Genomic DNA, 25,836 nt, shown 5'->3' with positions numbered 1-25,836 from the left:
CCGTGGAAAACAAAGTTACACAACCGGTAATTCTTTGTGCTCTTCCTCAGAGAATATAAAGTCTTCTTTCGCTTGCGACTCTTTATTCATATGAGGAATTTCTGAAGATTGTCCTGCTTTCGGTTTCGTTTGTAAAAATTGAACTTCTTCAACGATGACTTCGGTTACGAAGACACGATTGCCATCTTCTTTTTGGTAGGATCTCGAGTGGATATGTCCACTGATTCCTACAAGCGAGCCTTTTCCACAATACTTCACTGTGTGTTCAGCAAGTTTCCCCCATACAGTACATAATACAAAATCTGCTTCATCCGATTTTGCGCTTTTGTAAGTACGTTGTACAGCCAACACGAAACTTGCTTGCACCCTTCCTTCAGACAATTGCCGGAATACTGGATCTTTTGTCATGCGGCCAATCATCCCGATTTGATTCATTTATTCACCTCCTTTCAGGTTACTGAATTTATTGTACAAAGCACATTTAATTGTGTGCAAAGGTCCAAAAATTAATTTTGCCCTCTTTTGAGCCTGTAAAAATTTAATTTTGCAAGTACCACATATTAACAAAGGCCTTCTTATACCATGTGGCTCTAAGTGTGAAGCATTTCTTTAAAATGCGGTTTTGGCTAGTTCTCTAAGATTTTTGAAGTCTATGATATAATAGAGTCAATTAAACTTTTCGGAAAGGCTGTGAGCTTATTGAAAACCTTTAAAATGTTGTCTATGACATTGGTTCAAGGGGACCAAACCATTGCGATTCCTCTCGTAGATGGCATCATCATCAATCAAGAAAACAGCCACCGATCATGGATATTAGAAATGTATGTCGATAAAAAAGACAGTACGATATTTGAGCAATACAATGGTTCTGGGGAATTGGTTGAAGTGAAAGTCGTCATTTCGTATCCTGAAAATGAACCTGCAAGCTTTGAAGTTGCAGTATATGCTGTCAAAGAAATTGGAGATTATGTTTCGGTACTGTTGAAAGGGATGTTAATTCGCACCCGTCGTAAGTATGCCTTGCAACTTTTGACAGAACTCGTCCAAGATGGATTAACAGGTGAAAATCTTATTACTCGCTTTGAAAACGATATGCGACAACGACCTCATTTAAAAAAAGACTCGGCTGAAGTTTAGCCGAGTCTTTTTTGTATTTTTTTAAAGCGTGCCCAATTCGCATCTTAGCTTCAGAAACTCAATCAAATTTTCGATTCATTTCGTCCGGGAAAGACATTCGGGCTTCTTCAAATACAGCATTATTCGTCTTTGTTATCCGCGTCACGTCTATCCATGTCATCTTCAAGGATTTCTTCTTGATCTGTATTCGCGTCTTTCATCATGTCTTTATCATTATCTTTGTTTTGATCTTCGTTTGTTGGATCCACATGATTTTTACCTTCAGTACCAGGCACTAAATCTTGGGTATCTTCACGTACGTCATTTACGTCGTCCTTTACGTTGTCATTTACGTCATTTACGTTGTCCTTTACATCGTTTTCCATTGGGGTTTCGTTTCCTGGTACTTTGTCTTTATTCATGTTACATCCGACAAGTAAAAGTGCACTCATCCCAAAGACCATCGTTGCTTTTTTCCACATAAAAAATTCCCTCCTTTCCGGCAATTGTTCACCACAATTAATGTGATTCACTGTAGGTTGCCCGGGAAAGGAAGGAACTATCCGACTATGCGTTTTGTTTTTCTTTTAAAATGGATTCGACGTATGCCGCTTCCGCTTTACACGCATAATCATAATGAGTGTTGAGTTGTTCTTGCATGATTTCAATTTTTGCAACTTGTTCTTCAGACGGTGGCTCATTCAAAATTTTATCAATCGCTTGATTCATTTTTTTGGCAATTTCTTCGTGAAATGCTGGATCTTGCTTACATTCTTCAGAAATCTTGTCTTCCCATGTTGCACTTTCACTTATATATATACGCCAAGCTTGAATGAAGTCTTCCATACTGAAACGATTTTCCGACCATTCAATCGAAGCCATATAATGTTCAAAAACGGTTTTGATGGAGCGTGTAATGCTACTTTTTACTCCGGTTGGTAATTCTTTATACATGAAGCGGAAAACCTCCTACTTGAAAGGCTACACCGTCTGTTTTATTATTCCCTCAGACGATTAGCATTAAACATGTTGAATAGTGATTATTCTTTTTCAACAATTGGTCCAAGTGCAAATAAAATATCTGTTTCGCACGCGATTTCGCCGTCTACTGTCGCGATGGCATGACCTTTGCCCATTGCCCCGCGAAGTTTTACGAATTCCACTTCCAAGCGAAGTTGATCGCCAGGTACGACTTGTCGTTTGAAACGGCAGTTATCTACGCCTGTCAAAAATGCAAGACGTCCTTTGTTTTCTTCTTTGTTCAATAACGCTACTCCACCTACTTGTGCCAATGCTTCGATAATTAAAACACCTGGCATTACAGGATATCCCGGGAAATGCCCATTGAAGAAATCTTCGTTAATTGAAACGTTTTTCAGACCAACTGCACGTTTGCCGTCTTCAATTTCAGTAATTCGATCGACCAATAAAAATGGATAACGATGTGGTAAAATTGCTTGAATTTGTTGAGCTGATAATGTCACTGTAAAACCTCCATAAGAAAAGCGTAAAGCGCCACTTCAGATCGACTCCGACAGTGGAAGAAACGCATCGAAAATCTGTTTTCGAATTGTTTCGGTATAAAGGCTAGTGTCCCACATCCTGTGTACCTAACCGGAGGTGCGAGCTGGCGCTTGTAGCTAGACAATATTTTTACTAAAGACGTGCAAAGAGTCGATTTACTTCTCTTTCCCGTTTAAAATGTCCAAAATGTGTTGCCATGTTTCCCACTTAAGTGCATCTTTTGGTTCACCATCTCCGATGTAACCATAGCCAATAACTAATCCTGCTGCAATTGCAGCAACGACAAGAGCTAAAACCAAAATAATACGAAGCCAAATCGGGAAAAGACGTATTTGAACCCACCAAGTTTTCTTTTGACCCTTAGCTTCGGCTTTTTCAGCTTTGTGCTGTTTTCGGTTAGAAGCAACTGGCTGCGTTTTTACCTGTTGTTGTTCGTCTTTTACTTCATTCGTCATTCGCCGTTCTCCTTATCGTCCATCAATTGTGCATGTATATTTGTTGGTAATCTTTACAGTCGAGTGGAAGCTTTGCCAATATTGTTCAGTAAAATACCTGTACCGATGGCTACACAGTCCATTGGGTTTTCGGCTATTAAAACCGGAACTTTCAATTCCTGTGCAAGCAAGAAATCAATGCCGTGCATCAGTGCGCCGCCACCTGTTAAAATCACGCCACGGTCGATAATATCTGCAGATAATTCTGGAGGTGTCTTTTCCAGAACATTTTTCGAAGCCTGCACGATCATGGCAATGGATTCTCGCAAACATTTTTCGATTTCCTCAGAAGTGATTAGAATAGTTCGTGGCAAGCCTGTAACCATATCTCGGCCGCGGATTTCCATTTCTTCATTGCGTCCACCAGCAAATACCGTACCGATTCTTATTTTAATATCTTCAGACGTACGTTCGCCAATCAATAACTTATATTCGCGTTTTATGTACTGTAAAATATCATTATCAAACACATCGCCGGCTACTTTAATCGATTCGGACGTTACAATGTCACCCATCGAAAGGACCGCGATATCTGTTGTTCCCCCACCAATATCAACGACCATATTTCCGCTTGGCTGGAAAATATCCATGCCCGCTCCAATCGCCGCCACTTTTGGTTCTTCTTCGAGGAAAACTTTTTTGCCGCCAGATTTCTCCGCCGCTTCACGAATCGCTTTTTGTTCCACACTTGTGATATTCGTTGGGCAACAAATTAAGATACGTGGCTTTGATAAAAATCCTTTTACATCCAGTTTATTAATAAAGTGTTTTAGCATCGCTTCAGTCACATCAAAATCAGCGATTACTCCGTCTTTTAGCGGACGAATCGCCACTATATTTCCGGGAGTACGCCCTACCATTTTACGTGCCTCTTCGCCTACTGCCAACACACGTTTCGTTTTGCGATCCATTGCTACTACTGAAGGCTCGTTTAATACAATGCCTTTACCTTTTACATGTATTAAAACGTTAGCCGTTCCAAGGTCAATTCCAATATCTTTAGCAAACATGAACCTTGTTTCCCCTTCCTACAAATCCCATAATAGTTGACTTTCTCTATCTTTGTCTCTACTAACTGACTATTCTATCATAGAGAGCAAATAATTACATCTTTTTTCAGTAAATAGTCCTGTTCTGAAAACGAACTTCGGTGTTCTTTTACCACATGAAAAAACGCCATGACGAGTAATCGTCATGACGTTTCTTCTGTGTGTTCCTCTTTAAGTTTCCACATCTGTTTCGTTGCTTCCCCGCCCCGGATATGTCGAATCGACTTATGATAGGCAAGGATTTCACTAACTTCTTTGGCCAGTGCTTCATTTACTAGTTTTAAACGTTCTGTTAAATCTTTGTGCACCGTGCTTTTCGAGTAGCCCGTTTTCTTTGCAACCGCGCGTACCGTTAAGCCCGTTTCATGCACCAATACGCCAAGCTCTAGGCAACGTTTCCGGATCTGTTCGTGCAAGACCGCATCCTTCCGTACCGAACGTTTCCTATACCGTATGCCTTAAAGTTGGGAATTAGAACGCTAAGTACGTACGTGGATTAATTGCTTCTCCATTGTCATACACTTCAAACTGTAAATGAACACCAGCTGTTGGGTTGAATTCATTTTCAGTAGCAGTTGCCATAGGTTGACCTTGTTGTACATGGTCACCGGCTTTCACTGAAATTTCTTTTACGGAACGGTATTGTGTAAGTAGGCCGTCTTCATGTTCTAGAACGATTTCGTCCCCAAGGAATGGATCAAGATTTACTTCTTTTACTGTACCACTCATTGCGGCTAAAATTTCAAACGGTTCGCCTTCAATTGAGATGGTCACACCGCTACTTGTTTCGTAAGTTTGGTTGAATACAAGAAGAGAATTTTCTTGTGATTCGTCCGTTGCAGTAGGATCATAGAAATCTTGCAGAATTGTCATTTGGTCAAGCATCGCTTCGTCAAATGGGAATTTCATTGACTCTTTTTGAGACGTTACAGCAACTTCTTTTGCTCCCGTGTCTTCAGTTCGTGGACCTTTTGCGACATTATCAGAATCAATAAACGCATTGTACCCCCAGATCATGCCGACAAATAGCAGCGAAAACCCTACGTAAATCGCTGGCCATAGCCACGTTTGTTTTTTACTTGGTTTTTTTGGTAGAGAAGGATTATTAGATTTTTCCTCTCGCATATTCATCACCTCTGATGCTAGTGTTGTCAGCGATTCAAGGTTTTAAACATCCTGGTTGAATAGATTGGAAATTTTTTATTTCCGTCTTCGGATAGTAGTGTTTCAAAATCTCCTCTACCTTACTCCCTTCCTGCGCCATAGCGTTTGCTCCGTATTGACTCATCCCGACTCCATGCCCGTATCCTTTCGTTGATACGGTGATAAGATTTGGATTGGATGCATCAATTTCGAAATCCGTTGAGGGGAGCCCTAAAATATCCCTTATTTCACGGCCTGTCCATTCGTGCTGTGTGGTCGTCATTTGTTTGACTCGTTGTGATTCATTTGGCGTCAGCACCAGTGTCTTGAAGTGATCGGCTGTCCAATTAAAGCCGAATGCTTCGTTCCATTCTTTCAGGGTGAATGTTTTCGTGTTGTTGAACTTCGGAGATATGGTATCCCCCAGGCTATCCGTGATGACTAAATATGGAATGTCGTTGCCACTATACCCTTTCGCGCTTTCCGTTTTCCCATTGCTCGTGGAGAAAAACATGGCTGTGATGAGTTCATTGTTATAGGTAAGAATTTGTGAGGCAGTTTCCGTGATTGCTTGTGCGATGTTTGGAGGGGATATGCGTTCACTCGGTGAGATGAACGCTTGGTGTGAAGTAGTTGGTTTAATAGATTTTGAACCAAAATTGGTTGTTTTGAGTGCGAATGTTCGTGCGGCAATTGCTTGCGCTTTTAAGGCCTCTAGCTTGAACGTAGCTGGCATTTCTGCTTGTACGACACCTTTGATATAGTCCTCTAATGGAAACGGCTCAGCATGCCCTTCCACGCGAATTAGTATAGGTTCACAAGCTACAACATTGTCGGTTTCGGGTTCGGGTGCTGACACTTGCCCTTGTTGCGGTAGTTTCTTAATTATTTGCAGTGGCAGGAGGAATAAACAGAGACAGGTGATGACAATGGCTAAGTATCTCATGGTGGAATATATGATGATAGAGTAAAGAATATGAATTACAGAGAGCATTAGAATTTATCTGAATTAATGGGAATAAATCTAGATTTCAAAATGGGTTTCTTCATATGGTATGTCGAGACCTCCCATCAGCAGCGCAGCGTAAACAAAACCATTTTACACTTCTAAGGATAATTTTTAAAAGTAACTGGGTGAAATGGAATAGTGCGAAAGGGAATAAAATACTCGCGAGAGGGATTAAACGTATCCTTAATAGGAACAAATCTTGAAAGGGAAAAAAATTCCCTCCCGTTAATATTGCCACACTTCTAACAGGAGCAAAGCGTAAATAAACCAACTTGCCCCCTCCCACTTCATTCTGAGAGGTATTACTGTTACGGATTAATATAAACAAAGTGAGCTTCCCGAATAGGAACAAATAAAAAAGGAATGGCATAAACTAAATATCCCCCTACCCCCTCTTCCCAAAACTGAGTATTAACGGGAATAAAATTTTCCACAAAAAAACCGACATCTTGGGTATAAGATGTCGGTTTTTGGAATAGGATAGGATAGGGATTAAACGGTTTGTTGCATTACTATTTCATCAGAAGATTCAGATGAAACGCGTTCAATGTCTGCTCCAAGTGCTTGTAGTTTCAAGTGGAAGTTCACATATCCACGGTCAAGATGGTAAAGTTCCGTAACGCGTGTTACGCCTTCTGAAGCCAAGCCCGCTAAAATTAATGCTGCAGCTGCACGTAGGTCAGTTGCTGCCACTTCTGCGCCTTGAAGTTCAGATGGTCCTTGCATAATAACCGAGCGACCTTCAATTTTTACGTTCCCGTTCATGCGACGGAATTCTTCTACGTGCATAAAGCGGTTTTCAAATACCGTTTCAGTCAACATTCCCGAGCCAGTTGCCGTTAACATCAATGCCATCATTTGTGATTGCATGTCAGTCGGGAAGCCAGGATGCGGCATTGTTTTAATATCCACTGATTTCAATGTTTCAGTTGCACGGATACGAAGTCCGTCTTCTTCTTCATTGATATGAACACCCATTTCTTCCATTTTGGAAATTAACGCTGCCATATGCTCAGGAACTGCGTTTTCGATTGTTACATCACCTTTTGTGATGGCAGCTGCCACCATGAATGTACCTGCTTCAATACGGTCAGGAATGATATGGTGAAGTGTACCTTCTAATTCCTCTACACCCTCGATGCGAATCGTGTCGGTACCAGCCCCGATAACACGTCCACCCATTTCGTTGATGAAGTTCGCCAAATCTACAATTTCCGGCTCTCTTGCAGCATTTTCAAGAATTGTCGTTCCTTCTGCCAATGCTGCTGCCGTCATGATGTTTTCAGTTGCGCCAACACTTGGGAAGTCCATATAAATTTTAGCACCTTTTAGGCGACCTTCTGTTCTTGCCTCAACAAATCCATGACCAAATGAGATTTCAGCGCCCATCGCTTCAAAACCTTTTAAATGCTGATCGATTGGACGAGAACCGATTGCACAACCCCCTGGAAGTGCTACACGCGCAAAGCCGTTACGAGCTAAAATCGGTCCCATTACTAAGATCGATGCACGCATTTTACGAACGTATTCGAATTGAGCTTCACTTGATAATGCAGCTGAAGAATCGATAATGACTTCGTTTTGTTTTGGGAAATATTGCACTGTTGCACCTAAACTTTTCAATACTTCATTTATCGTGTAAACATCTGCTAAGTTCGCTACGTCACGAATGATGTTTTTTCCTTTTGATGCTAAAAGAGCTGCTGCCAATACCGGTAGTACCGCATTTTTTGCACCCTCTACTCTTACTTTCCCTGTTAACCTATGGCCGCCTCTTACAATAATTTTATCCAATGTTGACCCTCCATGTTTTATATAATGATTTTTCTCTATGTGTCGATTTAACTCGTATGATGTCATTTATTAGGAATAAAAACATTACTCATATTACAGACATTTCTCGTATAACACAAGTACCCATTCCCTCATTTTTTGTGAACTTTTTGACAAGTAACTGTTTTATATGATACGTAAGTCACAAGTTCTTTGTGTCGGTCAAAATGGAACTCTTTTAAACTCTTTTTTGTTAAGTTATTCTACCTACTAATTCCCTTCGACACTAGGATTAAACCATCCTTCGACAATTTATTTCCCGGGTAATATTTGTTCTCTCCATGGCCATAGCTACGAAACTCGTTCATCTTTATGGACATAAAGAGACTCTTTATGAAAAGAGGAACGGAATCTGTTTCGACCAAGTCGACATGTGCAGAAAGAAGTTCGACACTGAAGAACCGATTGCAATGCTCAAAAGGATGTATAGTAGTTGCACTTGAAAAACATGTTGCTTTTTGACAACTTTTTCGATCATGACAGCACGAAGTGCAAAGAATGTAATTCCGATAAAAAATGTATGCGATAAAATGCCAAGGATTGCTTGTTGCCCAATTTGTGTATACATGGTGATTGCTCCTTTTTGTTTGAAAAGTGGTCGAATTAAGTAAGGAAAACACTTTTGTTAAGATGTTGTCTGGCAGCATACGAACGAATGTGAAAAATTAAGTTAATAAACTTATCACGTTCGAATTGTGTAGAAAAATGAAATTGGAGATTGAAAACCCATTTCCAGAAATACATTCGTTACATTCAGATATAACATTGAGCATTGTAAATAAACAACAATGAATCCTCTATATCGATCTGTGAAATAGAGAGACCCCCACCTATCAAATAAAAAAACGAGTCGAGGAGAATACTACTCCTCGACTCGCCATCTTTTATTAGATGTTACCCTCATTAACGTTGATACGATTCATTGCGCGTTTCAATGATAGTTCCGCACGTTTGAAATCGACGTCGTCTTGTTTTGATAAGTTCAGACGTTCTTCAGCACGTTTCATTGCTTCTTTCGCACGATTGATATCAATTGTGCTAGCTACTTCAGCTGATGGAGCTAGAATGGATACTTGGTCAGGTCGGACTTCCAAGAAACCGCCGCTTACTGCTACGATTTCAGTTGTTCCTTCCTTTTTCAGACGAATGGCACCCACTTTAAGTGGAGCAACCATTGGAATGTGTCCAGGTAGCACACCAATTTCACCAGTTGTTGTAGAGGCAATGATCATGTTGACTTCAGAATCGTATACCGGGCCGTCGGGAGTGACAATATTGACTTTGATGGTCTTCATTTTTTCCCCTCCTGGTCCCTGTTATTAAACTTCAACGCCCATGCTTTTCGCTTTTTCAATAACCTCTTCAATGCGTCCAACTAAACGGAATGCATCTTCAGGTAGGTGATCATATTTACCATCAAGAATTTGTCTGAATCCTTGAACTGTTTCTTTAACCGGTACGTATGAACCTTTTTGGCCAGTGAATTGCTCAGCTACGTGGAAGTTTTGAGATAAGTAGAACTGAATACGACGAGCACGGTTAACCGTTAACTTGTCATCATCAGATAACTCATCCATACCAAGAATCGCAATGATATCTTGAAGTTCTTTGTAGCGTTGAAGTGTTGATTGTACTTGACGAGCAACTGAGTAGTGCTCTTCGCCAACGATTTCAGGTGACAATGCACGAGAAGTTGAAGCCAAAGGATCTACCGCTGGGTAAATACCCATCTCAGAAAGTTTACGTTCTAAGTTTGTTGTTGCATCTAAGTGAGCAAATGTTGTTGCTGGAGCTGGATCCGTATAGTCATCGGCAGGTACGTAAATCGCTTGAATCGATGTTACAGAACCTACGTTAGTAGACGTGATACGCTCTTGCAATTGACCCATTTCAGTAGCAAGTGTTGGTTGGTAACCAACGGCTGATGGCATACGACCTAGAAGGGCTGATACCTCAGAACCTGCTTGAGTGAAACGGAAGATATTATCGATGAACAATAGTACGTCTGCACCTTGCTCATCACGGAAATACTCAGCCATTGTCAAACCAGTCAAGGCAACACGCATACGTGCACCAGGCGGCTCGTTCATTTGACCGAATACCATTGCTGTTTTCTTGATTACGCCAGAATCGCTCATCTCGTGGAATAAGTCATTTCCTTCACGCGTACGCTCACCAACACCTGCGAATACCGAGATACCGCCGTGTTCTTGTGCGATGTTATTGATTAATTCTTGAATAAGTACAGTTTTACCTACACCGGCACCACCGAAAAGACCGATTTTACCACCTTTGATATAAGGAGCTAATAAGTCTACTACTTTGATTCCTGTTTCAAGAATTTCAACTTCCGTTGAAAGGTGTTCGAACGTTGGTGCAAGACGGTGAATCGGGTCACGGCGTAATTCAGCCGGGATCTCTTCGCCTAAGTCAATTACTTCACCAAGTACGTTGAATACACGACCTAATGTGATGTCACCAACTGGAACTGTAATTGCTGATCCAGCGTCTGTAACTTCCGCACCACGTTTCAAGCCATCTGTAGATGACATAGCTACTGTACGGACAGAGTCGTCACCAAGGTGTAACGCAACTTCAAGAGTTAACGTTGTTGGCTCTTGGTTTGGACGTTCAATCGCAACTGTCAATGCGTTATAGATTGCTGGTAACTGGCCGTTGTTGAACTTAACGTCAACAACTGGACCCATTACTTGAAGAACGTGTCCTATGTTCATACTTGTTCCCTCCTGTCTTACTTACTTCTTCTATTCTAGAGCCGCTACGCCGCCGACGATTTCCGTAATTTCTTGGGTAATCGCAGCTTGACGTGCACGGTTGAATTGTAATGTCAATGAACTGATTAGTTCACTTGCGTTATCGGTTGCGCTCTTCATTGCTGTCATACGTGCAGCATGTTCACTTGCTTTGCCGTCTAGTAAAGCACCGTAGATCAAGCTTTCCGCATATTGTGGAAGCAGTACTTCAAGAATTGCTTCGCCTGAAGGCTCGAATTCATATGAAGCAGCCGTGCTTGTCATAGCGATGTCCGTTAACGGAAGCACCTTTTTCTCTGTAACGTCTTGTTGAATGGCGCTAACAAAATGGTTGTAGTACATATAAAGTTCATCATACATACCTTCTGTGAACATACCAACAGCCTTGCGCGCTATTTCCTTAATATCAGCAAATGAAGGCTGATCCGGTAAACCGACTGCACTTTCAATTACTGTAATGCCGCGTTTCGTGAAGAAATCACGACCGATACGTCCAACTGCAAAGACTACAAATTGATCATTTGATGTGTGACGTTCACGAATTGCATTCGTTACAGCACGTAACACGTTACTGTTGTATGCACCCGCAAGTCCACGGTCAGCAGTGATGACGAGGTAAGCAGTTTTCGCTACTGGACGAGATTTGAGCATTGCATGCCCATTATCGCTAGTTCCTGAAGCGATTGCTCCTACGACATCTTCAATTTTCGCCATGTAAGGAACGAATGATTTCGCATTCAATTCTGCACGGTTCAATTTCGAAGCCGACACCATTTGCATCGCTTTTGTAATCTGGCTCGTTTTCTTTGTCGATGTTATTCGGCTTTTAATGTCGCGTAATGATGCCACTGGTATTTCACCACCTTATCGTTTTTTATTCATCCAAAAAGATTACTCTGATTTAGCAAATGTCTTTTTAAACGCTGAGATCGCGTTTACTAAGTCTTCGTCAGCAGGAAGATCTTTTGTTGTACGGATGTGATCTAAAACGTTTGTGTGGTTTGAATCTAACCAGCTGTGCAATTCGTTCTCGAAACGAACGATATCTTGAACTGGAATATCATCTAAGTGACCACGTGTAAGAGCGTAAAGAATAATAACTTGTTTTTCAACCTTAAGCGGTTTGTTCAAGTCTTGTTTCAATACTTCTACTGTACGTGCACCACGGTTTAATTTGGATTGAGTTATTTTATCAAGGTCAGAACCGAATTGAGCGAATGCTTCAAGTTCACGGAATGCAGCTAAGTCAAGACGTAGTGTACCCGCAACTTTTTTCATGGCTTTAATTTGAGCTGAACCACCAACACGTGATACTGAAAGACCCGCGTTGATTGCTGGACGAACACCTGAGAAGAATAGGTCAGATTGTAAGAAGATCTGTCCATCCGTAATCGAAATTACGTTTGTTGGAATATAAGCAGAGATATCTCCAGCTTGTGTCTCAACGAATGGAAGAGCTGTAATTGACCCTGAACCAAGTGTTTCATTCAACTTAGCAGCACGCTCTAACAAGCGGCTATGTAAGTAGAATACATCCCCTGGATATGCTTCACGACCCGGAGGACGACGAAGTAATAATGAAAGTTCGCGGTAAGCAGCAGCTTGTTTAGATAAATCATCATAAACAATTAGTACATGCTTGCCATCAAACATGAATTCTTCCGCCATTGTAATACCTGTGTAAGGAGCTAGGTACAATAATGGAGCTGGTTGAGATGCTGATGCAGTAACAACGATTGTGTATTCTAATGCGCCGTTTTTACGAAGCGTTTCAACTACGTTACGAACAGTCGATTCTTTTTGACCGATTGCTACGTAAATACAAATCATGTTTTGGTCAGCTTGGTTAAGGATTGTATCGATCGCAACAGCTGTTTTACCTGTTTGACGGTCACCGATGATTAACTCACGTTGACCACGGCCGATTGGCACTAGTGCGTCAATCGCTTTGATCCCAGTTTGCAATGGTTCATGAACCGATTTACGGGCCATAACACCTTGTGCTGGGCTTTCGATTGGACGAGTTTTTGTTGTGTTGATTGGGCCTAAGCCATCAACTGGTTGGCCTAGTGGATTGACAACACGGCCAATCAATTCTGGTCCAACTGGTACTTCCATAATACGGCCTGTACGACGTACTTCATCGCCTTCTTTGATATCTGCATATGGTCCTAGAATAACGATACCTACGTTGTTCGCTTCTAAGTTTTGTGCCATACCCATAACACCGGTAGAGAATTCCAATAACTCTCCAGCCATGACGTTGTCGAGACCATGAGCACGAGCGATACCATCACCAATTTGGATAACTGTACCAACATCGCTAACTTTCATCTCAGATTGATAATTTTCAATCTGCTGTTTAATCAAGACACTGATTTCTTCAGCTTTGATGCTCATGTATGTCACCTCTTTCGTTTCATAATATTAACCAATAAGTTGTTTTTTCAAGCGGTCTAGCTTAGCGCTTACGCTGCTATCGAAAATACGATTCCCGATTTGAAGACGAATGCCACCAATCAATGATGGATCAATTTCGTTTTCAATGCGTAAAGATTGTACCCCTACTTTGTGTGCAAATGCAGACGAAATCGCCGCACGCTCATCATCAGTCAAAGGACGTGTAGAGAATACTTTCGCGTCAGCAATACCTTGTGCTTCGTTTGAAAGTGTTTCAAATTCAGTAGCTACTGTCACTACTTCATTGATTCGTTTACGGTCAATCAACACTTGCAGTGTATTCACTACGAATGGATTAGCTTTACCGAATAACTCACGAATCAACTCTTTTTTACGGTCTAAAGAAAGCTTTGGAGAAGCAAGCATAACCTGCAATTCACGATTTTCTTTAAATACCACTTTCACTTCACGGAAATCTTCTTCCACGTGAGCTAGTTGGTTATGTTGTTGTGCTAGTTGAAACAATGCTAGGGCATAACGTTTCGCTGCAGTTGATTGACTCACACTACATCGCCTGCCTTCGCAATCGTTTCTTCGATTAACGCACGGTTATCTTCTTCAGAAATTTGTTTTCCAAGAACTTTAGATGCTGCAAGAACAGATAGAGATACAACTTCTTCGCGTACTGCTGCGATAGCTTTTTCTTTTTCTGTTTCAATCTCACGGACAGCTGATTCTTTCAAACGGCCTGCTTCAGCGCGTGCAGTTGTGATGATTTCTTCACGTTGTGCATCGCCTTGTTGCTTCGCGTTTTCAACAATCGCTTGTGCTTCTGTGCGTGCTTCTTTTAATAAGGCACGTTGTTCTTCAAGTAATTGATGTGATTCTTGGCGGCTTTTTTCAGCTGCTTCGATTTCACTAACAATTAACTCTTCACGTTGCTTCATTACTCCCATCAACGGACCCCATGCGAATTTCTTCAATAGGACCATTAAAAGGATGAAAACGATTAAAGTAGCAAAAATGTCACCAGTGTTAAGTGCTTTTACAGCATGTTCTGTAGTGGCATTTAGGACGAGGTAATCCAAAAACACGATTGTTTCACTCCCTTCAAGAGCTTCAAGTCTTTATCTGAATCTAAACAGATGGATTTTCTATGTTTAAAAACGACCAATATTCATAAGAGAATGACGAAGAATCGTCAAAGATCAACTTCGCCATTACCATTTGTGAGTATATATATATTATTTATTTAAAACGATGAACGCGATAACTACTGCGATGATAGGAAGGGCTTCTACTAATGCAACCCCGATGTACATTGTTGTTTGTAATAATCCACGTGCTTCAGGTTGGCGAGCCATACCTTCGATTGTTTTTGATACGATTAATCCGTTACCGATACCTGCTCCTAGAGCTCCTAAACCGATTGCGATTGCTGCTGCTAATACTCCAATTGAACCTTCCATGTGTGTGTTGCCTCCTTGAAATTTGTTTTTTCTTTGTTCAAGTATTGAACAAGTTATACTTAATGATCATGACTCACTTTGTGAGACATATAAACCATTGTTAAAATGACGAAGATGAACGATTGAATCGTTCCGACGAAAATCGAGAAACCTTGCCAAGCTAATGTTGGAATCAATGCTCCTGCAAAACCAAAAATACTTGCGCCACCAATACCTGCTAGTAACCCTAGCAATACTTCCCCTGCATAAATGTTCCCGTAAAGTCGAAGACCAAGTGTCACCGTATTGGCGAACTCTTCTACAATCTTAAGGGGCAGAAGGAACGGTAGAGGTTTTAAGAAATCTTTTCCGTACTCGGAAAGACCTTTTAACTTGATGCCATAGTAATGAGTTAATATCATGACCATAACCGCTAACGTCATCGTTACGATTGGATCTGCGGTTGGAGATTTCCACCACAATTCACCATTGATAACGATTGAAAATGGTAGACCTAACATGTTCGCTACAAAGATGAACATGATAAGAGTAATACCTAGAACATGGAATCGTCCACCTGTATTCCAGTCCATATTGCTTTTGATAATCCCTTTTACGAAGTCCATTAACCACTCCATAAAATTTTGCATACCAGTTGGCTTTAAACTTAAGTTCCGAGTAGAAACTACTGCGATTAATAGAACGATAAGTGCCGTTACTGTTAGCATCATAACGTTTGATAGGTTGAACGTAAGCCCAAGCCATACCACCGTCGGGTTCTCATGATGCACGTGCATTCACCTCTCTTTCACAATTCGGTATAGAGTTTTTCATGTATATAATCCTGTCCACTATTAATAGAAGACAATCGAGATTACTAAATTCATGCTTCTTCCTGATTTCGACATTCTTCATGTCAAACCGAAAGAAATTGTTGCAAAGGGTGTTTAAACGGAAAGTTGTTTCTATGTATGGTCTTACTGTTGAAACTGTTATATGAGTTTCTTCCTATACATAAATAACGGTCTAAATCATGATTCACTCTTTCGAATGGTCAAGATCATGGCTGTTACACCGACTGCAAGGCCAATGAACAGAAAAAGCACTAAAAATATCGGGGTGGTGTCTATTTTGTCATCGAGCCACATTCCAGTGAAAACTCCTATTAAAATAGAACCAACAAGTTGTGAGAGAATAGCTGAATAAAGGGCCATTTCTTGTAAAGGACGTCTCGTTTGACGCATGGTGATCCTCACGTTTTTGCATGACTTTGTAAAAATCGCGAATCTGATAGAAAGCAGATACGACAAGGTTTCAACGTGAATTATACACATGAAAGCCCTCTCATTCATACCCTTTGTAAGCATACAATAGGGGTAAAATGATGTCAATTGATTCCCGTGAAAAACTTCACAAAGTCGCCTCAATCGACATATTGTCGACAAATTTGCAAACAGCAGGCTGAGTTGTTATGAAATAACTCTATTTTGGTGCTGGTGCAGATTGGTTAGTAGTGGTTATCTCGAGGTTATCTCGTATTCGAAGAAGGTTATCTGCATTTTGTGTGGTGATATCTTCAATTCGAGTAGCGTTATCTAGATTTCACCTACGTTTATCTAGAATTCGGACAACTATATCTAAAATTCACGTTTTCGGATTCAATTCCCTAACAATGTCATAGTGAAAGGGACTGCCGAGGCTGTCCCTTTTCCTTTTTGCTACTTATTTAAATAGACTTTCAGCGCTTCAACGATTCGACTTGATGCTTCACCGTCACCATACGGGTTGGATGCATGAGACATTGATGCATAAGCTTCTTCGTTCGTAAGCAATTCTTTTGCTAAACCATAAATTGTTTCTTCGTCCGTACCCGCTAGCTTCAATGTTCCTGCCGCGATTCCTTCTGGACGTTCAGTCGTATCGCGCAATACAAGAACCGGTTTCCCTAAAGAAGGTGCTTCTTCCTGCACGCCGCCTGAATCAGTCAATATAATGAAAGAACGTGCTGCGAAGTTATGGAAATCGAGTACTTCTAGAGGCTCGATCAAGTGAATACGTGGATCATTTCCAAGGACTTCATTTGCTACTTCACGTACAGCAGGGTTCATATGAACTGGGTAGACAACTTGTACGTCGTCATGTTCTTCAATCAAACGTTTGATTGCACGGAACATGTTGCGCATCGGTTCACCCAAGTTTTCACGACGGTGTGCCGTCAATAAAATCATGCGGTCTGAGCCGATTTGTTCCAGTACAGGATGCGAGTACTCTTCGCGAACCGTTGTTTTCAACGCGTCAATCGCCGTGTTGCCTGTTACGACAATGCGATCTTCCGGTTTGTTTTCACGGCGAAGGTTATCTGCAGATACTTCCGTCGGTGAGAAATGAAGGTCTGCCATAACACCAGTTAATTGGCGGTTCATTTCCTCAGGGTATGGTGAGTATTTATTAAATGTACGAAGTCCCGCTTCTACGTGACCAACTGCGATTTGGTTATAGAAAGCTGCTAAGCTTGCAATGAAAGTCGTTGTCGTATCGCCATGTACCAAGACGATGTCCGGCTTCGCTTCTTTCATGACTGCATCCAATCCTTCAAGTCCACGTGTTGTCACGTCGATTAAAGTTTGTCGGTCTTTCATAATGTTCAAATCGAAGTCGGGTGTGATGCCGAATGTGTCCAATACTTGGTCAAGCATTTGGCGATGTTGCGCCGTTACCGTCACGATGGATTCGATTTCGTCTGTATGTTTTTCTAGTTCCAATACGAGTGGTGCCATTTTAATTGCTTCTGGGCGTGTCCCAAAAATCGTCATGACTTTCCATTTTTTCGTCAAGGTCAAAGCACTTCCTTACTTATTTTGTTCCGAACAAACGGTCACCTGCATCGCCAAGTCCTGGCACGATGTAACCGTGGTCGTCCAATTTTTCGTCAAGGGCAGCAATGTAGATATCAACATCAGGGTGCGCTTGTTGAAGAACCTCTACACCTTCTGGAGCAGCGATTAAGCACATAAATTTAATGCTTTTTGCACCGCGGTTTTTCAAAGCATTGATTGCAACAAGTGCAGATCCACCCGTTGCAAGCATTGGGTCAACTAATATAAAATCACGCTCTTCAACGTCCGCTGGGAGCTTCACATAATATTCGATAGGCTGTAAAGTTTCTGGATCACGGTATAAGCCAATGTGTCCGACTTTAGCCGCTGGGATTAATGTTAAAATACCGTCTACCATACCGATACCGGCACGCAAAATTGGCACGATGCCTAATTTTTTACCAGATAAAACTTTTGCTTTAGCTGTTGTTACTGGAGTTTCTACTTCAACATCATCAAGAGGCATATCGCGTGTAATTTCAAAAGCCATCAATGTTGCTACTTCATCTACCAATTCGCGAAATTCTTTCGTACCCGTCTTCTTGTCACGGATGTATGTTAATTTATGTTGGATCAATGGATGATCAAATACGTATACTTTTCCCATTTTGTCCTCTCCTTTACGTTCAAACTTTATCTATTATAGCAGAAAAAAACGGTTACGCTCGACTCCCTTCATATTTACATTTTTAAGAAAGTTTCGTTTATATGACAAGATGATTGATTGAAAGGTTCCTTTCCGATTGGAGAGGAGTGTTTATTCCCTCTCATTTTGATTTGTTCCCTTTCGCATTTATTCCTTTTCGCACCATGTTTGTTCCCTTTCATCCAGTTATCCCCACAAAAACACCCCGAACACGAAGTGTGAGGGGCTAATAAGTTTGGTGGTACTTTCCCAAAATCTACGGAAGACCATCTTGTTCACATCATGTCTGTCAAAAAAATAAGAAAAGCACCACAGACTTATCGTCCATGGTGCCTTAAAATTCCACACTAGTTTACTTCGAGTGATGGGCTCGGTTCTTTTTGTGGAACCCTTTTCCATAATAATAAACTGTTAAGAAAACTAGCCATAGTGGCCCAACAACAAGTGCGATCCTTGTGTCCGGGGAATATGCCATTACAACGATAACAAACACTAGGAAAGCAAGTGCAATATAAGATGTGATCGGGAAGAAAGGAACTTTGTATTTCAGTTTTGCTTTCTCCGCCGGTCTTAGTCTCTTACGGAATTGGATTTGAGAAACCAAAATAATCCCCCACGTCCAGATAGCACCGAAAGTTGCGATGCTCGTTACCCATGTAAATACTTTAGCCGGCACTATATAATTCAAAATTACCCCAACCAATAAAACCGTTGCTGTTGCAATAACGGCTTTTCCTGGGACACCGTTTCTTGTTAGGTTTGCAAATTTCTTTGGAGCTTCACCGTGTTCTGCCAAGTTAAACAACATTCTTCCCGTACTGAAAATCCCACTGTTACAAGAAGATAGTGCTGCTGTCAAAATAACGAAGTTGATGATACCAGCTGCGCCCGGAATACCGATTTGTTCAAATGCCATTACAAACGGGCTTCCTTTTGATCCGATTTCCTCCCATGGATAAATGGACATGATGACAAATAGTGCCCCTACATAGAAAATTAGAATGCGCCAGAAAACCGAATCAATCGCTCTTGCAAGCGATTTCTCTGGATTTTTGACTTCTCCAGCTGTTACACCAATCATTTCAATTCCAAGGAAAGCAAACATAACCATTTGCAGAGATAATAAAAGCCCTTCAATTCCGTTCGGGAAGAAGCCCCCGTGTTCCCATAAATTACTGATACCGGTTGCGATGCCCCCGTTACCAATACCAAATACGATCATGCCTGCCCCAATAAAGATCATCGCGATAATCGTGACGATTTTAATTAAAGCAAACCAGAACTCCAATTCACCATACGCTTTGACTGCTAAAAAGTTAATCGAAGCCATTGCAACTAATGCTGCTAAAGCCCAGATCCATCGCGGCGTGTCTGGATACCAGTATTCCATATAAATACCAACAGCCGTGATTTCGGCCATACAAGTTACGACCCATAAGAACCAATAATTCCATCCAGTTATGTATCCTGCCAACGGTCCTAAGTAATCACGTGCGTATTTACTAAACGAACCCGCTACTGGTTTGTGAATAGCCATTTCCCCAAGTGCTCTCATAATAAAGAACATCATCATCCCGGCGAATGCATATCCAAATAAAATACTCGGTCCTGCTAACTTTATTGCCGTTGCAGACCCAAGAAACAGCCCTACTCCGATGGCTGCTCCTAAAGACATCAGTGTTATATGCCTTTCTTCAAGCCCCCGTTGAAGACCTTTTGGTTGCGTCTTGCCTTTCATATTGAAATCCCCCTTAGTTCTTCTGTACTTCGTGATGAAAAATAGTTTTTCAATTTATAATACTCTTTTAAAATAAGTATTATATAAATATAAAACATTTCTAATAGTTTGACTAGTTACATATGTGCTAGTAGTAAGCGACGATTTTACTATTCAAAATAGATGAATTTGCTCCCAACACTAAATTTTGGTAATTATTTTCCAATCTTTACTATCTTGAAGTAATGGTAGGAATACCCCAATATCACTCGGCTAAACATTATTCTATCCAAAATAATTTCTAATATTGAATTACTATTATAGTATTTCAATATTAGAAATGGAATGATTTTCCATAAAAAAGAAGGGCTTCTCCAAATGGGAGAAGTCCTTCAATAATTATGCATAAATCAATTCTTCTATACCTGATAAAGAGGGAACTTAGAAGTAAGTTCTGCTACTCGTTCAGCCGCTTCTTTATGAACTGCTTCGTCTTCATGGTTTTTCAATAATTTCGACATGATTGACGCGATTTCTTTCATTTCTGGTTCTTTGAAACCACGAGATGTTACAGCTGGTGTTCCAATTCGGATACCTGAAGTAACGAATGGGCTTTCTTTATCGAAAGGAATCGTATTTTTGTTCACTGTAATGCCAACCTCGTCCAATAACTTTTCTGCTACTTTACCAGTTAAGTTCAAAGACTTTAAGTTAACGAGCAGTAAGTGATTGTCCGTGCCGCCTGAAACAACATCAATGCCTTCATCAATTAAGCAGTTAGATAATGCTTTCGCATTTTTGACCACTTGTTGAATATACGTTTTGAATTCAGGTTGTTGTGCTTCTCCAAATGCTACTGCTTTCGAAGCGATTACATGCATCAATGGACCACCTTGAATCCCTGGGAAAATTGTTTTATCAATTTTCTTCGCAAATTCTTCGGTTGTAAGAATCAAGCCACCACGTGGACCACGAAGTGTTTTGTGTGTCGTTGACGTTACAAAATGAGCATGAGGTACTGGATTTGGATGCTCTCCAGCTGCTACTAAGCCAGCAATGTGAGCCATATCAACCATTAAGTACGCTCCGACTTCATCTGCAATTTCACGGAATTTAGCAAAATCAAGTGTACGTGAATACGCGCTTGCTCCAGCAACAATCATTTTTGGTTTATGTTGCAAGGCTTTTTCGCGCACATCCGAGTAATCGATTGTTTCAGTCATTTCGTCCACACCGTATTCAACGAATTTATATTGAATCCCGCTGAAGTTGACTGAAGAACCATGAGTCAAGTGACCGCCATGGGATAAATTCATTCCCAAAACCGTGTCGCCTTGCTCAAGTACAGTCATGTAAACCGCCATATTTGCTTGAGAGCCAGAATGTGGTTGCACGTTAGCATGTTCCGCTCCAAATATTTCTTTCAAACGGTCACGCGCAATGTTTTCCACTACGTCTACGTGTTCACAGCCACCATAATATCGTTTTCCTGGGTAGCCTTCTGCATATTTATTCGTTAATACAGATCCTTGAGCTTCCATTACTGCTTCTGAAACAAAGTTTTCAGATGCAATTAATTCGATATTCCCTTGTTGACGTGTTTTTTCAGCAGTCATTGCTTCAAAAATGGCTTTGTCTTGCTCAGCAATCTTCTTCATGTGTCCATATCCCCTTTATGTCTACTTGATTTTATATACTGCTCGCTCTCCGCCGATGAGTTTCGGACGGGTAGTAGCGAGTGTGACAATCGCTTCACCAATTTGTTTTACAGATGTTCGGATCGGCACTGCTACAGGTTTGATGTGCATGCCGATCAAAGTTTGTCCAATATCGATGCCACCATGGGCTTTTACTTGCTCGACCACAACCGGATCATTGAAATGTGTATAGGCGTAGGCAGACATGGAACCTCCCGCTTTTTGAACTGGAATGACATTTACCGGTTCTAGACCGTAGGTATGTGCCGTTTGTCTTTCCATCGTTAGCGCTCGGTTAATATGTTCGCATCCTTGAAAAGCTAAATGAATCTCATGCTTGTTTGCAAATGCTTGCAACGGTTCGAATAAGCTTTCCGCCACTTCAAGCCCTCCTGCCGAGCCAATTCGTTTTCCAACAATCTCAGAGGTCGAGCAACCGATAACAATGATTTGCCCTGGTGTGAACGTGACTTGTGTCGCAAACTCACTGAGCAATTGTTCGAGTTGCGGCTGCCACATTGTGTGTGCATCCATATGACCAAACTCCTCTATTTGTTTTCGAGTTCTGAAAGTTTTGCGACGCGACGTTCGTGACGTCCACCTTCAAATTCGCTTTCCAACCATGTTTTCACAATTTCACGAGCCAGGCCGCCACCAATTACGCGTTCGCCCATTGCTAATATATTGGAATCATTATGGCCACGTGTCGCTTTTGCGCTGAACACATCATGAACCAATGCACAACGGATTCCTTTGATTTTATTGGCTGCAATTGACATGCCAATACCTGTACCGCAAATTAAGATGCCTCGGTCAAATTTCCCAGTAGCAACCCCCTCTGAAACAGGTCCTGCATAGTCCGGATAATCGACTGAATCGCTCGTTTGTGGACCGAAATCCTGATATGTGTGTCCCAGTTCGTCAAGTAAAGAAGTAATTTCTTTACGCAAAGTATTGCCCCCGTGATCGGAAGATATCGCGATATTCATTTCAGTCCCTCATTTCTATTCATATTCGCTTTTATCTTACCATCTTTACTAAGAAAAGCGCAAAGTGCCTTTCTAGCCATTCTTTGATTTGGGTTATCTTGAATTCATAAGGGGATATGGAGGAATCAGAGGTGGTTTTCTTTATTTCATTGGCGCATATCTCCATTTCGAAGTTGTTTATCTAGAAATGAAGCCTGCCGTCTCCTTAAGTTAACTTGCCAACGAGACTTGTTTGAGCGATAAATCTCTAGACTGATCGATAAACAAGCCAGTTTGAGCGTTAAATTTTTCACAAACGGAAAAGACAGCAACAAACTGTCTCACAAGTCTACTTGTTGTGAGATATCACTTCTTCAAAACAGGAGCGTAGCGAAAACAAAACTATTAAAATAAAAACAGCTCCCAATCATTAAGAGCCGTCATTGTTCTTCATTTAATTTTGAATGTAATTCATTCGTCAGTTGAGTGAGCTCCTGGAAAGTTTGACGGTACATGTACACGTCACCGCCAAATGGATCGGACACGTCGTGGGAACCGTATGGGCGTACGTATTCTTTCAAGGTGAATATTTTGTCTGCAGCAAAAGGAAAAGCCTGCATGATTAGTTGCTTATGTGCAGAGGTCATGGTCAATACAAGGTCTGCCCAGCGTACATCCTCTCCACTTACCTGACGGGAATAGTGTGTGAAATCAATGCCAGCTTCACGAATAACTTGTTTGGCATTTTCCGAAATGTCACCATCGTCCATTGCATAGATTCCTGCTGAACGTACGTGCATTCCTTCTTTATTATGAGATTGGAATATTGCTTCCGCCATCGGACTGCGGCAAGTATTTCCAGTACATATGAAATAGATGTTCACGTGAATCCCTCATTTATTTAGCAAAGTGAGCAATCCCATCAACATGAGACATACTCCTGATATGCGTGTTAGCAATGGTCCTTTGATCAGTTTGCTTTTTAGCGCAACATATGAAAACGCTAAAGCGAAAAAGCCGGCACTGAATAAGAAAAACCACTTTTGTAATTGAAGCATACCAAAAGAAAGGCTAACTGAAAAGGTATCAATGCTGACAACAATGGCAAGAAAAATGGGGGGAATGAGTGTAGATTTTGGTTTTTGTTGATATAAGCATAAATGAACACCTGTAAGAAATAAAAGAATACTGGAGATGAGACGTCCACCTTCAACGATGAACGAGGTAATCCACTCTCCTGCTAGAAACCCGATGAGCGGGAAAATCATATGTAAAATTCCTGTCCAAATGGAAAGGATGAGCGGGAAGCGGATTTTTGGTAATACACTATAAAGTGCGACGACATCCAGTGCGGTAAGTAGCCCCGCAAGCATTTCTGTAGACAATGAAAAAATCTCCCCCCTCTATTGCATTGCTTCTAGCATATGCAAAAAAGGAAGAGATTAGGAGTGCCACCAGTTGCCATCGGCTGCTTTTTCCAAACGATTGAAAATGGCTGCACCAACACCTGTTTTTTCAGGTACCGTAACGAGTATCATATCAGCCGTTGTTTCATCGCACGAACGTAAATGCGCGTATAAATGTTGTGCAGAAGTTTCGAGATTTTGTTGATCGCCGAGCGAAAAGAACCAGTCTGCCCCGCCTTGACTGAATTCGTCTGTAGCGAGTAAAGCAACTTTTTGCTGTTTCATATGTATGGTCTGAATGGCTTTCTTTACCGCGTTCACATCTGGTTGAATTAAATACACTGGCGCATCAGGTGCGTAATGTGCATATTTCATGCCAGGTGCCCGTGGTACGGATGCTCCATCCACTTTGGTTGTTTCTGGTTCAATTACTTCGCCAATAACTTCCCGTAGCATGTGCGCTGTAACGCCGCCTGGACGCAGGATCACGGGTGGATCAACAGTAAAATCCACAACGGTTGATTCAAGTCCGATTCCGGTAGCCCCTCCATCTAAGATGAGAGGAATTCGTCCGTTCAAATCTTTCTCCACATGCAGAGCAGTCGTTGGGCTTGGTTTTCCGCTGCGGTTTGCACTTGGTGCGGCAACGGGGTAATTAAGCATGGTCAGTAATTCCAGTGCAACTGGATGATCAGGCATGCGTAACCCTACTGTTGATAAGCCAGCGGTTACATTCGGAGCGAAAGTATTTGGTTTTGCATCTAAAATCAGTGTTAATGGACCTGGCCAAAACGCTTTGATGCACGCATCTGCTTTTTCTGGAACAGTAGTGACGTATTTTAAGATGTCGTAAGCTTTACCAACATGAACAATCAATGGGTTATCGGAAGGTCTGCCTTTTGCCTCGAAGATTTTCGCGACTGCTTGTTCATCCGTAGCAATGGCTCCCAAACCGTAAACTGTTTCAGTAGGAAATGCGACAACTTCACCAGCCATTAATTTTTCCACAGCTTGTGAATAAACTTCGATTTTATTCACATCGTTATCCACAATGAGTTTTTTCGTTTCCATGCGATATTTCTCCTTTCTATGAGGATAATGTTTTAGTTATGCACATGTTGTTGATAACTAGGTGTGTAAATGTGTATAACTCTTATCAAAACTTACTTTTTATCCACTCCCATGTCCAAAACTTCACGGGCTCTTCTTCTATCACTTCTTCTTCTTCTTCTTGAAAACATACCTTTGGAAATAATGCGCACCACCAGTTGTCACCTTTGCCACTTCCAATTTTCACAACAAGTGATTGGTGAAAATCTTGTGCATAAAAGTAAGTGCCATCTGTTTTTGGTGGAATCAATGCTTTTGCCAAGCTGATATGGATTGCCTGTTTTGTGATATCTTGTGCTTTTAACGTGATTTCCGCAGATAGCTCATTCAATTCTTTTTCAAGTTGTGCCGTTGTTTGAACGCTGGCAGCTGCTTTTTCAAGAAGTGGTTGAATTTCTTGCTGAATTAACGATTTGATCTGTTGATCTTCGCTTGTGTTGCTGTTTGCCACAATTCTTATTTGAATAGCGTCTGCTGGTACTGCCTCGGCTGCACCGCTAATAACTGGCAATAAAAATAGTAATGTTTGAATGAGTAAGAGCGACAGGATGAGTTCAATCCATGGAGACCGCTTCGTTTGCTGTTCTTCGTTTCTGAAAATCTCGTAATCTTGTATCACTGTTCAT

Annotated in this window: 31 protein-coding genes; 1 reads left to right on the top strand and 30 read right to left on the bottom strand. The window is 41.3% G+C overall.

Annotated elements, in window-relative coordinates; translation table 11 throughout:
* Nucleotides 1-15: 15 nt before the first annotated feature.
* Nucleotides 16-435, bottom strand: a complete 420-nt coding sequence (locus AC1DSK_RS01645) for a single-stranded DNA-binding protein (protein WP_477546309.1) — start codon at nucleotides 433-435, stop codon at nucleotides 16-18.
* A 264-nt stretch (nucleotides 436-699) separates the two neighbouring features.
* Here AC1DSK_RS01645 and AC1DSK_RS01640 point away from each other — a divergent pair, with 264 nt between their 5' ends.
* Nucleotides 700-1,137 carry a YwpF family protein gene (locus tag AC1DSK_RS01640; protein ID WP_477546308.1) on the top strand — a complete coding sequence of 146 codons (438 nt, stop codon included), beginning with the start codon at nucleotides 700-702 and terminating at the stop codon, nucleotides 1,135-1,137.
* Nucleotides 1,138-1,256: 119 nt separating this feature from the next.
* On the opposite strand, the gene AC1DSK_RS01635 is transcribed toward AC1DSK_RS01640, so the two are convergent.
* The 29 genes from AC1DSK_RS01635 to AC1DSK_RS01495 form a co-directional block, all read right to left on the bottom strand.
* Nucleotides 1,257-1,598 carry a hypothetical protein gene (locus AC1DSK_RS01635; RefSeq protein WP_477546307.1) on the bottom strand — a complete coding sequence of 114 codons (342 nt, stop codon included), beginning with the start codon at nucleotides 1,596-1,598 and terminating at the stop codon, nucleotides 1,257-1,259.
* An 85-nt stretch (nucleotides 1,599-1,683) separates the two neighbouring features.
* Complete coding sequence (locus AC1DSK_RS01630) at nucleotides 1,684-2,070, bottom strand: hypothetical protein (protein WP_477546306.1); 387 nt, start codon at nucleotides 2,068-2,070, stop codon at nucleotides 1,684-1,686.
* 86 nt (nucleotides 2,071-2,156) lie between these two features.
* Nucleotides 2,157-2,600 carry a 3-hydroxyacyl-ACP dehydratase FabZ gene (gene fabZ, locus AC1DSK_RS01625; RefSeq protein WP_016428242.1) on the bottom strand — a complete coding sequence of 148 codons (444 nt, stop codon included), beginning with the start codon at nucleotides 2,598-2,600 and terminating at the stop codon, nucleotides 2,157-2,159.
* Between the two features lie 195 nt (nucleotides 2,601-2,795).
* A complete protein-coding gene (locus tag AC1DSK_RS01620) occupies nucleotides 2,796-3,095 on the bottom strand; it encodes a DNA-directed RNA polymerase subunit beta (RefSeq protein ID WP_477546305.1) in 300 nt (99 codons plus the stop codon).
* A gap of 53 nt (nucleotides 3,096-3,148) precedes the next feature.
* On the bottom strand, nucleotides 3,149-4,144 hold the full coding sequence (mreB, locus tag AC1DSK_RS01615) for a rod shape-determining protein MreB (protein WP_477546304.1): 996 nt from the start codon (nucleotides 4,142-4,144) through the stop codon (nucleotides 3,149-3,151).
* 182 nt (nucleotides 4,145-4,326) lie between these two features.
* Nucleotides 4,327-4,599 carry a sporulation transcriptional regulator SpoIIID gene (locus AC1DSK_RS01610; protein WP_016428245.1) on the bottom strand — a complete coding sequence of 91 codons (273 nt, stop codon included), beginning with the start codon at nucleotides 4,597-4,599 and terminating at the stop codon, nucleotides 4,327-4,329.
* A gap of 55 nt (nucleotides 4,600-4,654) precedes the next feature.
* Nucleotides 4,655-5,308 (bottom strand): peptidoglycan DD-metalloendopeptidase family protein, encoded by a 654-nt coding sequence (locus tag AC1DSK_RS01605; protein WP_477546303.1) that lies wholly within the window; start codon nucleotides 5,306-5,308, stop codon nucleotides 4,655-4,657.
* Between the two features lie 34 nt (nucleotides 5,309-5,342).
* Nucleotides 5,343-6,320: a stage II sporulation protein D gene (gene spoIID, locus AC1DSK_RS01600; protein ID WP_477598008.1), complete on the bottom strand. Its 978-nt coding sequence runs from the start codon at nucleotides 6,318-6,320 to the stop codon at nucleotides 5,343-5,345.
* 507 nt (nucleotides 6,321-6,827) lie between these two features.
* Nucleotides 6,828-8,129: a UDP-N-acetylglucosamine 1-carboxyvinyltransferase gene (gene murA, locus AC1DSK_RS01595; protein WP_477546301.1), complete on the bottom strand. Its 1,302-nt coding sequence runs from the start codon at nucleotides 8,127-8,129 to the stop codon at nucleotides 6,828-6,830.
* Between the two features lie 370 nt (nucleotides 8,130-8,499).
* Entirely contained in the window at nucleotides 8,500-8,736 is a 237-nt protein-coding gene (locus tag AC1DSK_RS01590) for a DUF1146 family protein (protein WP_016428250.1), read from the bottom strand.
* Between the two features lie 319 nt (nucleotides 8,737-9,055).
* Nucleotides 9,056-9,463: a F0F1 ATP synthase subunit epsilon gene (locus AC1DSK_RS01585; protein WP_016428251.1), complete on the bottom strand. Its 408-nt coding sequence runs from the start codon at nucleotides 9,461-9,463 to the stop codon at nucleotides 9,056-9,058.
* A 24-nt stretch (nucleotides 9,464-9,487) separates the two neighbouring features.
* Complete coding sequence (atpD, locus tag AC1DSK_RS01580; RefSeq protein WP_016428252.1) at nucleotides 9,488-10,903, bottom strand: F0F1 ATP synthase subunit beta; 1,416 nt, start codon at nucleotides 10,901-10,903, stop codon at nucleotides 9,488-9,490.
* Between the two features lie 30 nt (nucleotides 10,904-10,933).
* Nucleotides 10,934-11,791 (bottom strand): ATP synthase F1 subunit gamma, encoded by an 858-nt coding sequence (gene atpG, locus AC1DSK_RS01575; protein WP_477530878.1) that lies wholly within the window; start codon nucleotides 11,789-11,791, stop codon nucleotides 10,934-10,936.
* Nucleotides 11,792-11,833: 42 nt separating this feature from the next.
* On the bottom strand, nucleotides 11,834-13,342 hold the full coding sequence (atpA, locus tag AC1DSK_RS01570) for a F0F1 ATP synthase subunit alpha (RefSeq protein WP_016428254.1): 1,509 nt from the start codon (nucleotides 13,340-13,342) through the stop codon (nucleotides 11,834-11,836).
* 27 nt (nucleotides 13,343-13,369) lie between these two features.
* Complete coding sequence (locus AC1DSK_RS01565; RefSeq protein ID WP_477546300.1) at nucleotides 13,370-13,906, bottom strand: F0F1 ATP synthase subunit delta; 537 nt, start codon at nucleotides 13,904-13,906, stop codon at nucleotides 13,370-13,372.
* Nucleotides 13,903-14,436, bottom strand: coding sequence for a F0F1 ATP synthase subunit B (gene atpF / locus AC1DSK_RS01560; protein WP_016428256.1), 534 nt, complete (start codon nucleotides 14,434-14,436; stop codon nucleotides 13,903-13,905). The genes AC1DSK_RS01565 and atpF overlap by 4 nt, the downstream gene beginning before the upstream one ends.
* A gap of 150 nt (nucleotides 14,437-14,586) precedes the next feature.
* Nucleotides 14,587-14,811, bottom strand: coding sequence for a F0F1 ATP synthase subunit C (gene atpE / locus AC1DSK_RS01555; protein WP_477546299.1), 225 nt, complete (start codon nucleotides 14,809-14,811; stop codon nucleotides 14,587-14,589).
* Between the two features lie 59 nt (nucleotides 14,812-14,870).
* Nucleotides 14,871-15,581, bottom strand: coding sequence for a F0F1 ATP synthase subunit A (gene atpB / locus AC1DSK_RS01550; RefSeq protein ID WP_477546462.1), 711 nt, complete (start codon nucleotides 15,579-15,581; stop codon nucleotides 14,871-14,873).
* Nucleotides 15,582-15,821: 240 nt separating this feature from the next.
* On the bottom strand, nucleotides 15,822-16,034 hold the full coding sequence (locus tag AC1DSK_RS01545; RefSeq protein ID WP_477546298.1) for an AtpZ/AtpI family protein: 213 nt from the start codon (nucleotides 16,032-16,034) through the stop codon (nucleotides 15,822-15,824).
* A gap of 474 nt (nucleotides 16,035-16,508) precedes the next feature.
* On the bottom strand, nucleotides 16,509-17,624 hold the full coding sequence (gene wecB, locus AC1DSK_RS01540) for a non-hydrolyzing UDP-N-acetylglucosamine 2-epimerase (protein WP_477546297.1): 1,116 nt from the start codon (nucleotides 17,622-17,624) through the stop codon (nucleotides 16,509-16,511).
* A gap of 19 nt (nucleotides 17,625-17,643) precedes the next feature.
* A complete protein-coding gene (gene upp / locus AC1DSK_RS01535) occupies nucleotides 17,644-18,273 on the bottom strand; it encodes a uracil phosphoribosyltransferase (protein ID WP_016428261.1) in 630 nt (209 codons plus the stop codon).
* A gap of 391 nt (nucleotides 18,274-18,664) precedes the next feature.
* Entirely contained in the window at nucleotides 18,665-20,050 is a 1,386-nt protein-coding gene (locus tag AC1DSK_RS01530) for an amino acid permease (RefSeq protein WP_477546296.1), read from the bottom strand.
* Nucleotides 20,051-20,448: 398 nt separating this feature from the next.
* Nucleotides 20,449-21,687 carry a serine hydroxymethyltransferase gene (gene glyA, locus AC1DSK_RS01525; RefSeq protein ID WP_016428263.1) on the bottom strand — a complete coding sequence of 413 codons (1,239 nt, stop codon included), beginning with the start codon at nucleotides 21,685-21,687 and terminating at the stop codon, nucleotides 20,449-20,451.
* A 21-nt stretch (nucleotides 21,688-21,708) separates the two neighbouring features.
* Nucleotides 21,709-22,260 (bottom strand): TIGR01440 family protein, encoded by a 552-nt coding sequence (locus tag AC1DSK_RS01520; protein WP_477546295.1) that lies wholly within the window; start codon nucleotides 22,258-22,260, stop codon nucleotides 21,709-21,711.
* A 14-nt stretch (nucleotides 22,261-22,274) separates the two neighbouring features.
* Nucleotides 22,275-22,715, bottom strand: coding sequence for a ribose 5-phosphate isomerase B (gene rpiB / locus AC1DSK_RS01515; protein WP_016428265.1), 441 nt, complete (start codon nucleotides 22,713-22,715; stop codon nucleotides 22,275-22,277).
* 419 nt (nucleotides 22,716-23,134) lie between these two features.
* Entirely contained in the window at nucleotides 23,135-23,578 is a 444-nt protein-coding gene (locus AC1DSK_RS01510) for a low molecular weight protein arginine phosphatase (RefSeq protein ID WP_016428266.1), read from the bottom strand.
* A gap of 9 nt (nucleotides 23,579-23,587) precedes the next feature.
* Entirely contained in the window at nucleotides 23,588-24,079 is a 492-nt protein-coding gene (locus AC1DSK_RS01505) for a manganese efflux pump (RefSeq protein WP_477546294.1), read from the bottom strand.
* Between the two features lie 57 nt (nucleotides 24,080-24,136).
* Complete coding sequence (locus AC1DSK_RS01500) at nucleotides 24,137-25,171, bottom strand: L-threonylcarbamoyladenylate synthase (protein WP_477546293.1); 1,035 nt, start codon at nucleotides 25,169-25,171, stop codon at nucleotides 24,137-24,139.
* A gap of 85 nt (nucleotides 25,172-25,256) precedes the next feature.
* Nucleotides 25,257-25,829 (bottom strand): stage II sporulation protein R, encoded by a 573-nt coding sequence (locus AC1DSK_RS01495; protein WP_477598006.1) that lies wholly within the window; start codon nucleotides 25,827-25,829, stop codon nucleotides 25,257-25,259.
* Between the last annotated feature and the right edge of the window lie 7 nt (nucleotides 25,830-25,836).

The sequence above is a fragment of the Paenisporosarcina sp. P4_B8 genome, from assembly GCF_056402175.1.
The sequence above is the reverse complement of the archived record's forward strand: the minus strand, read 5'-3'. Positions and strand labels throughout refer to the sequence as shown.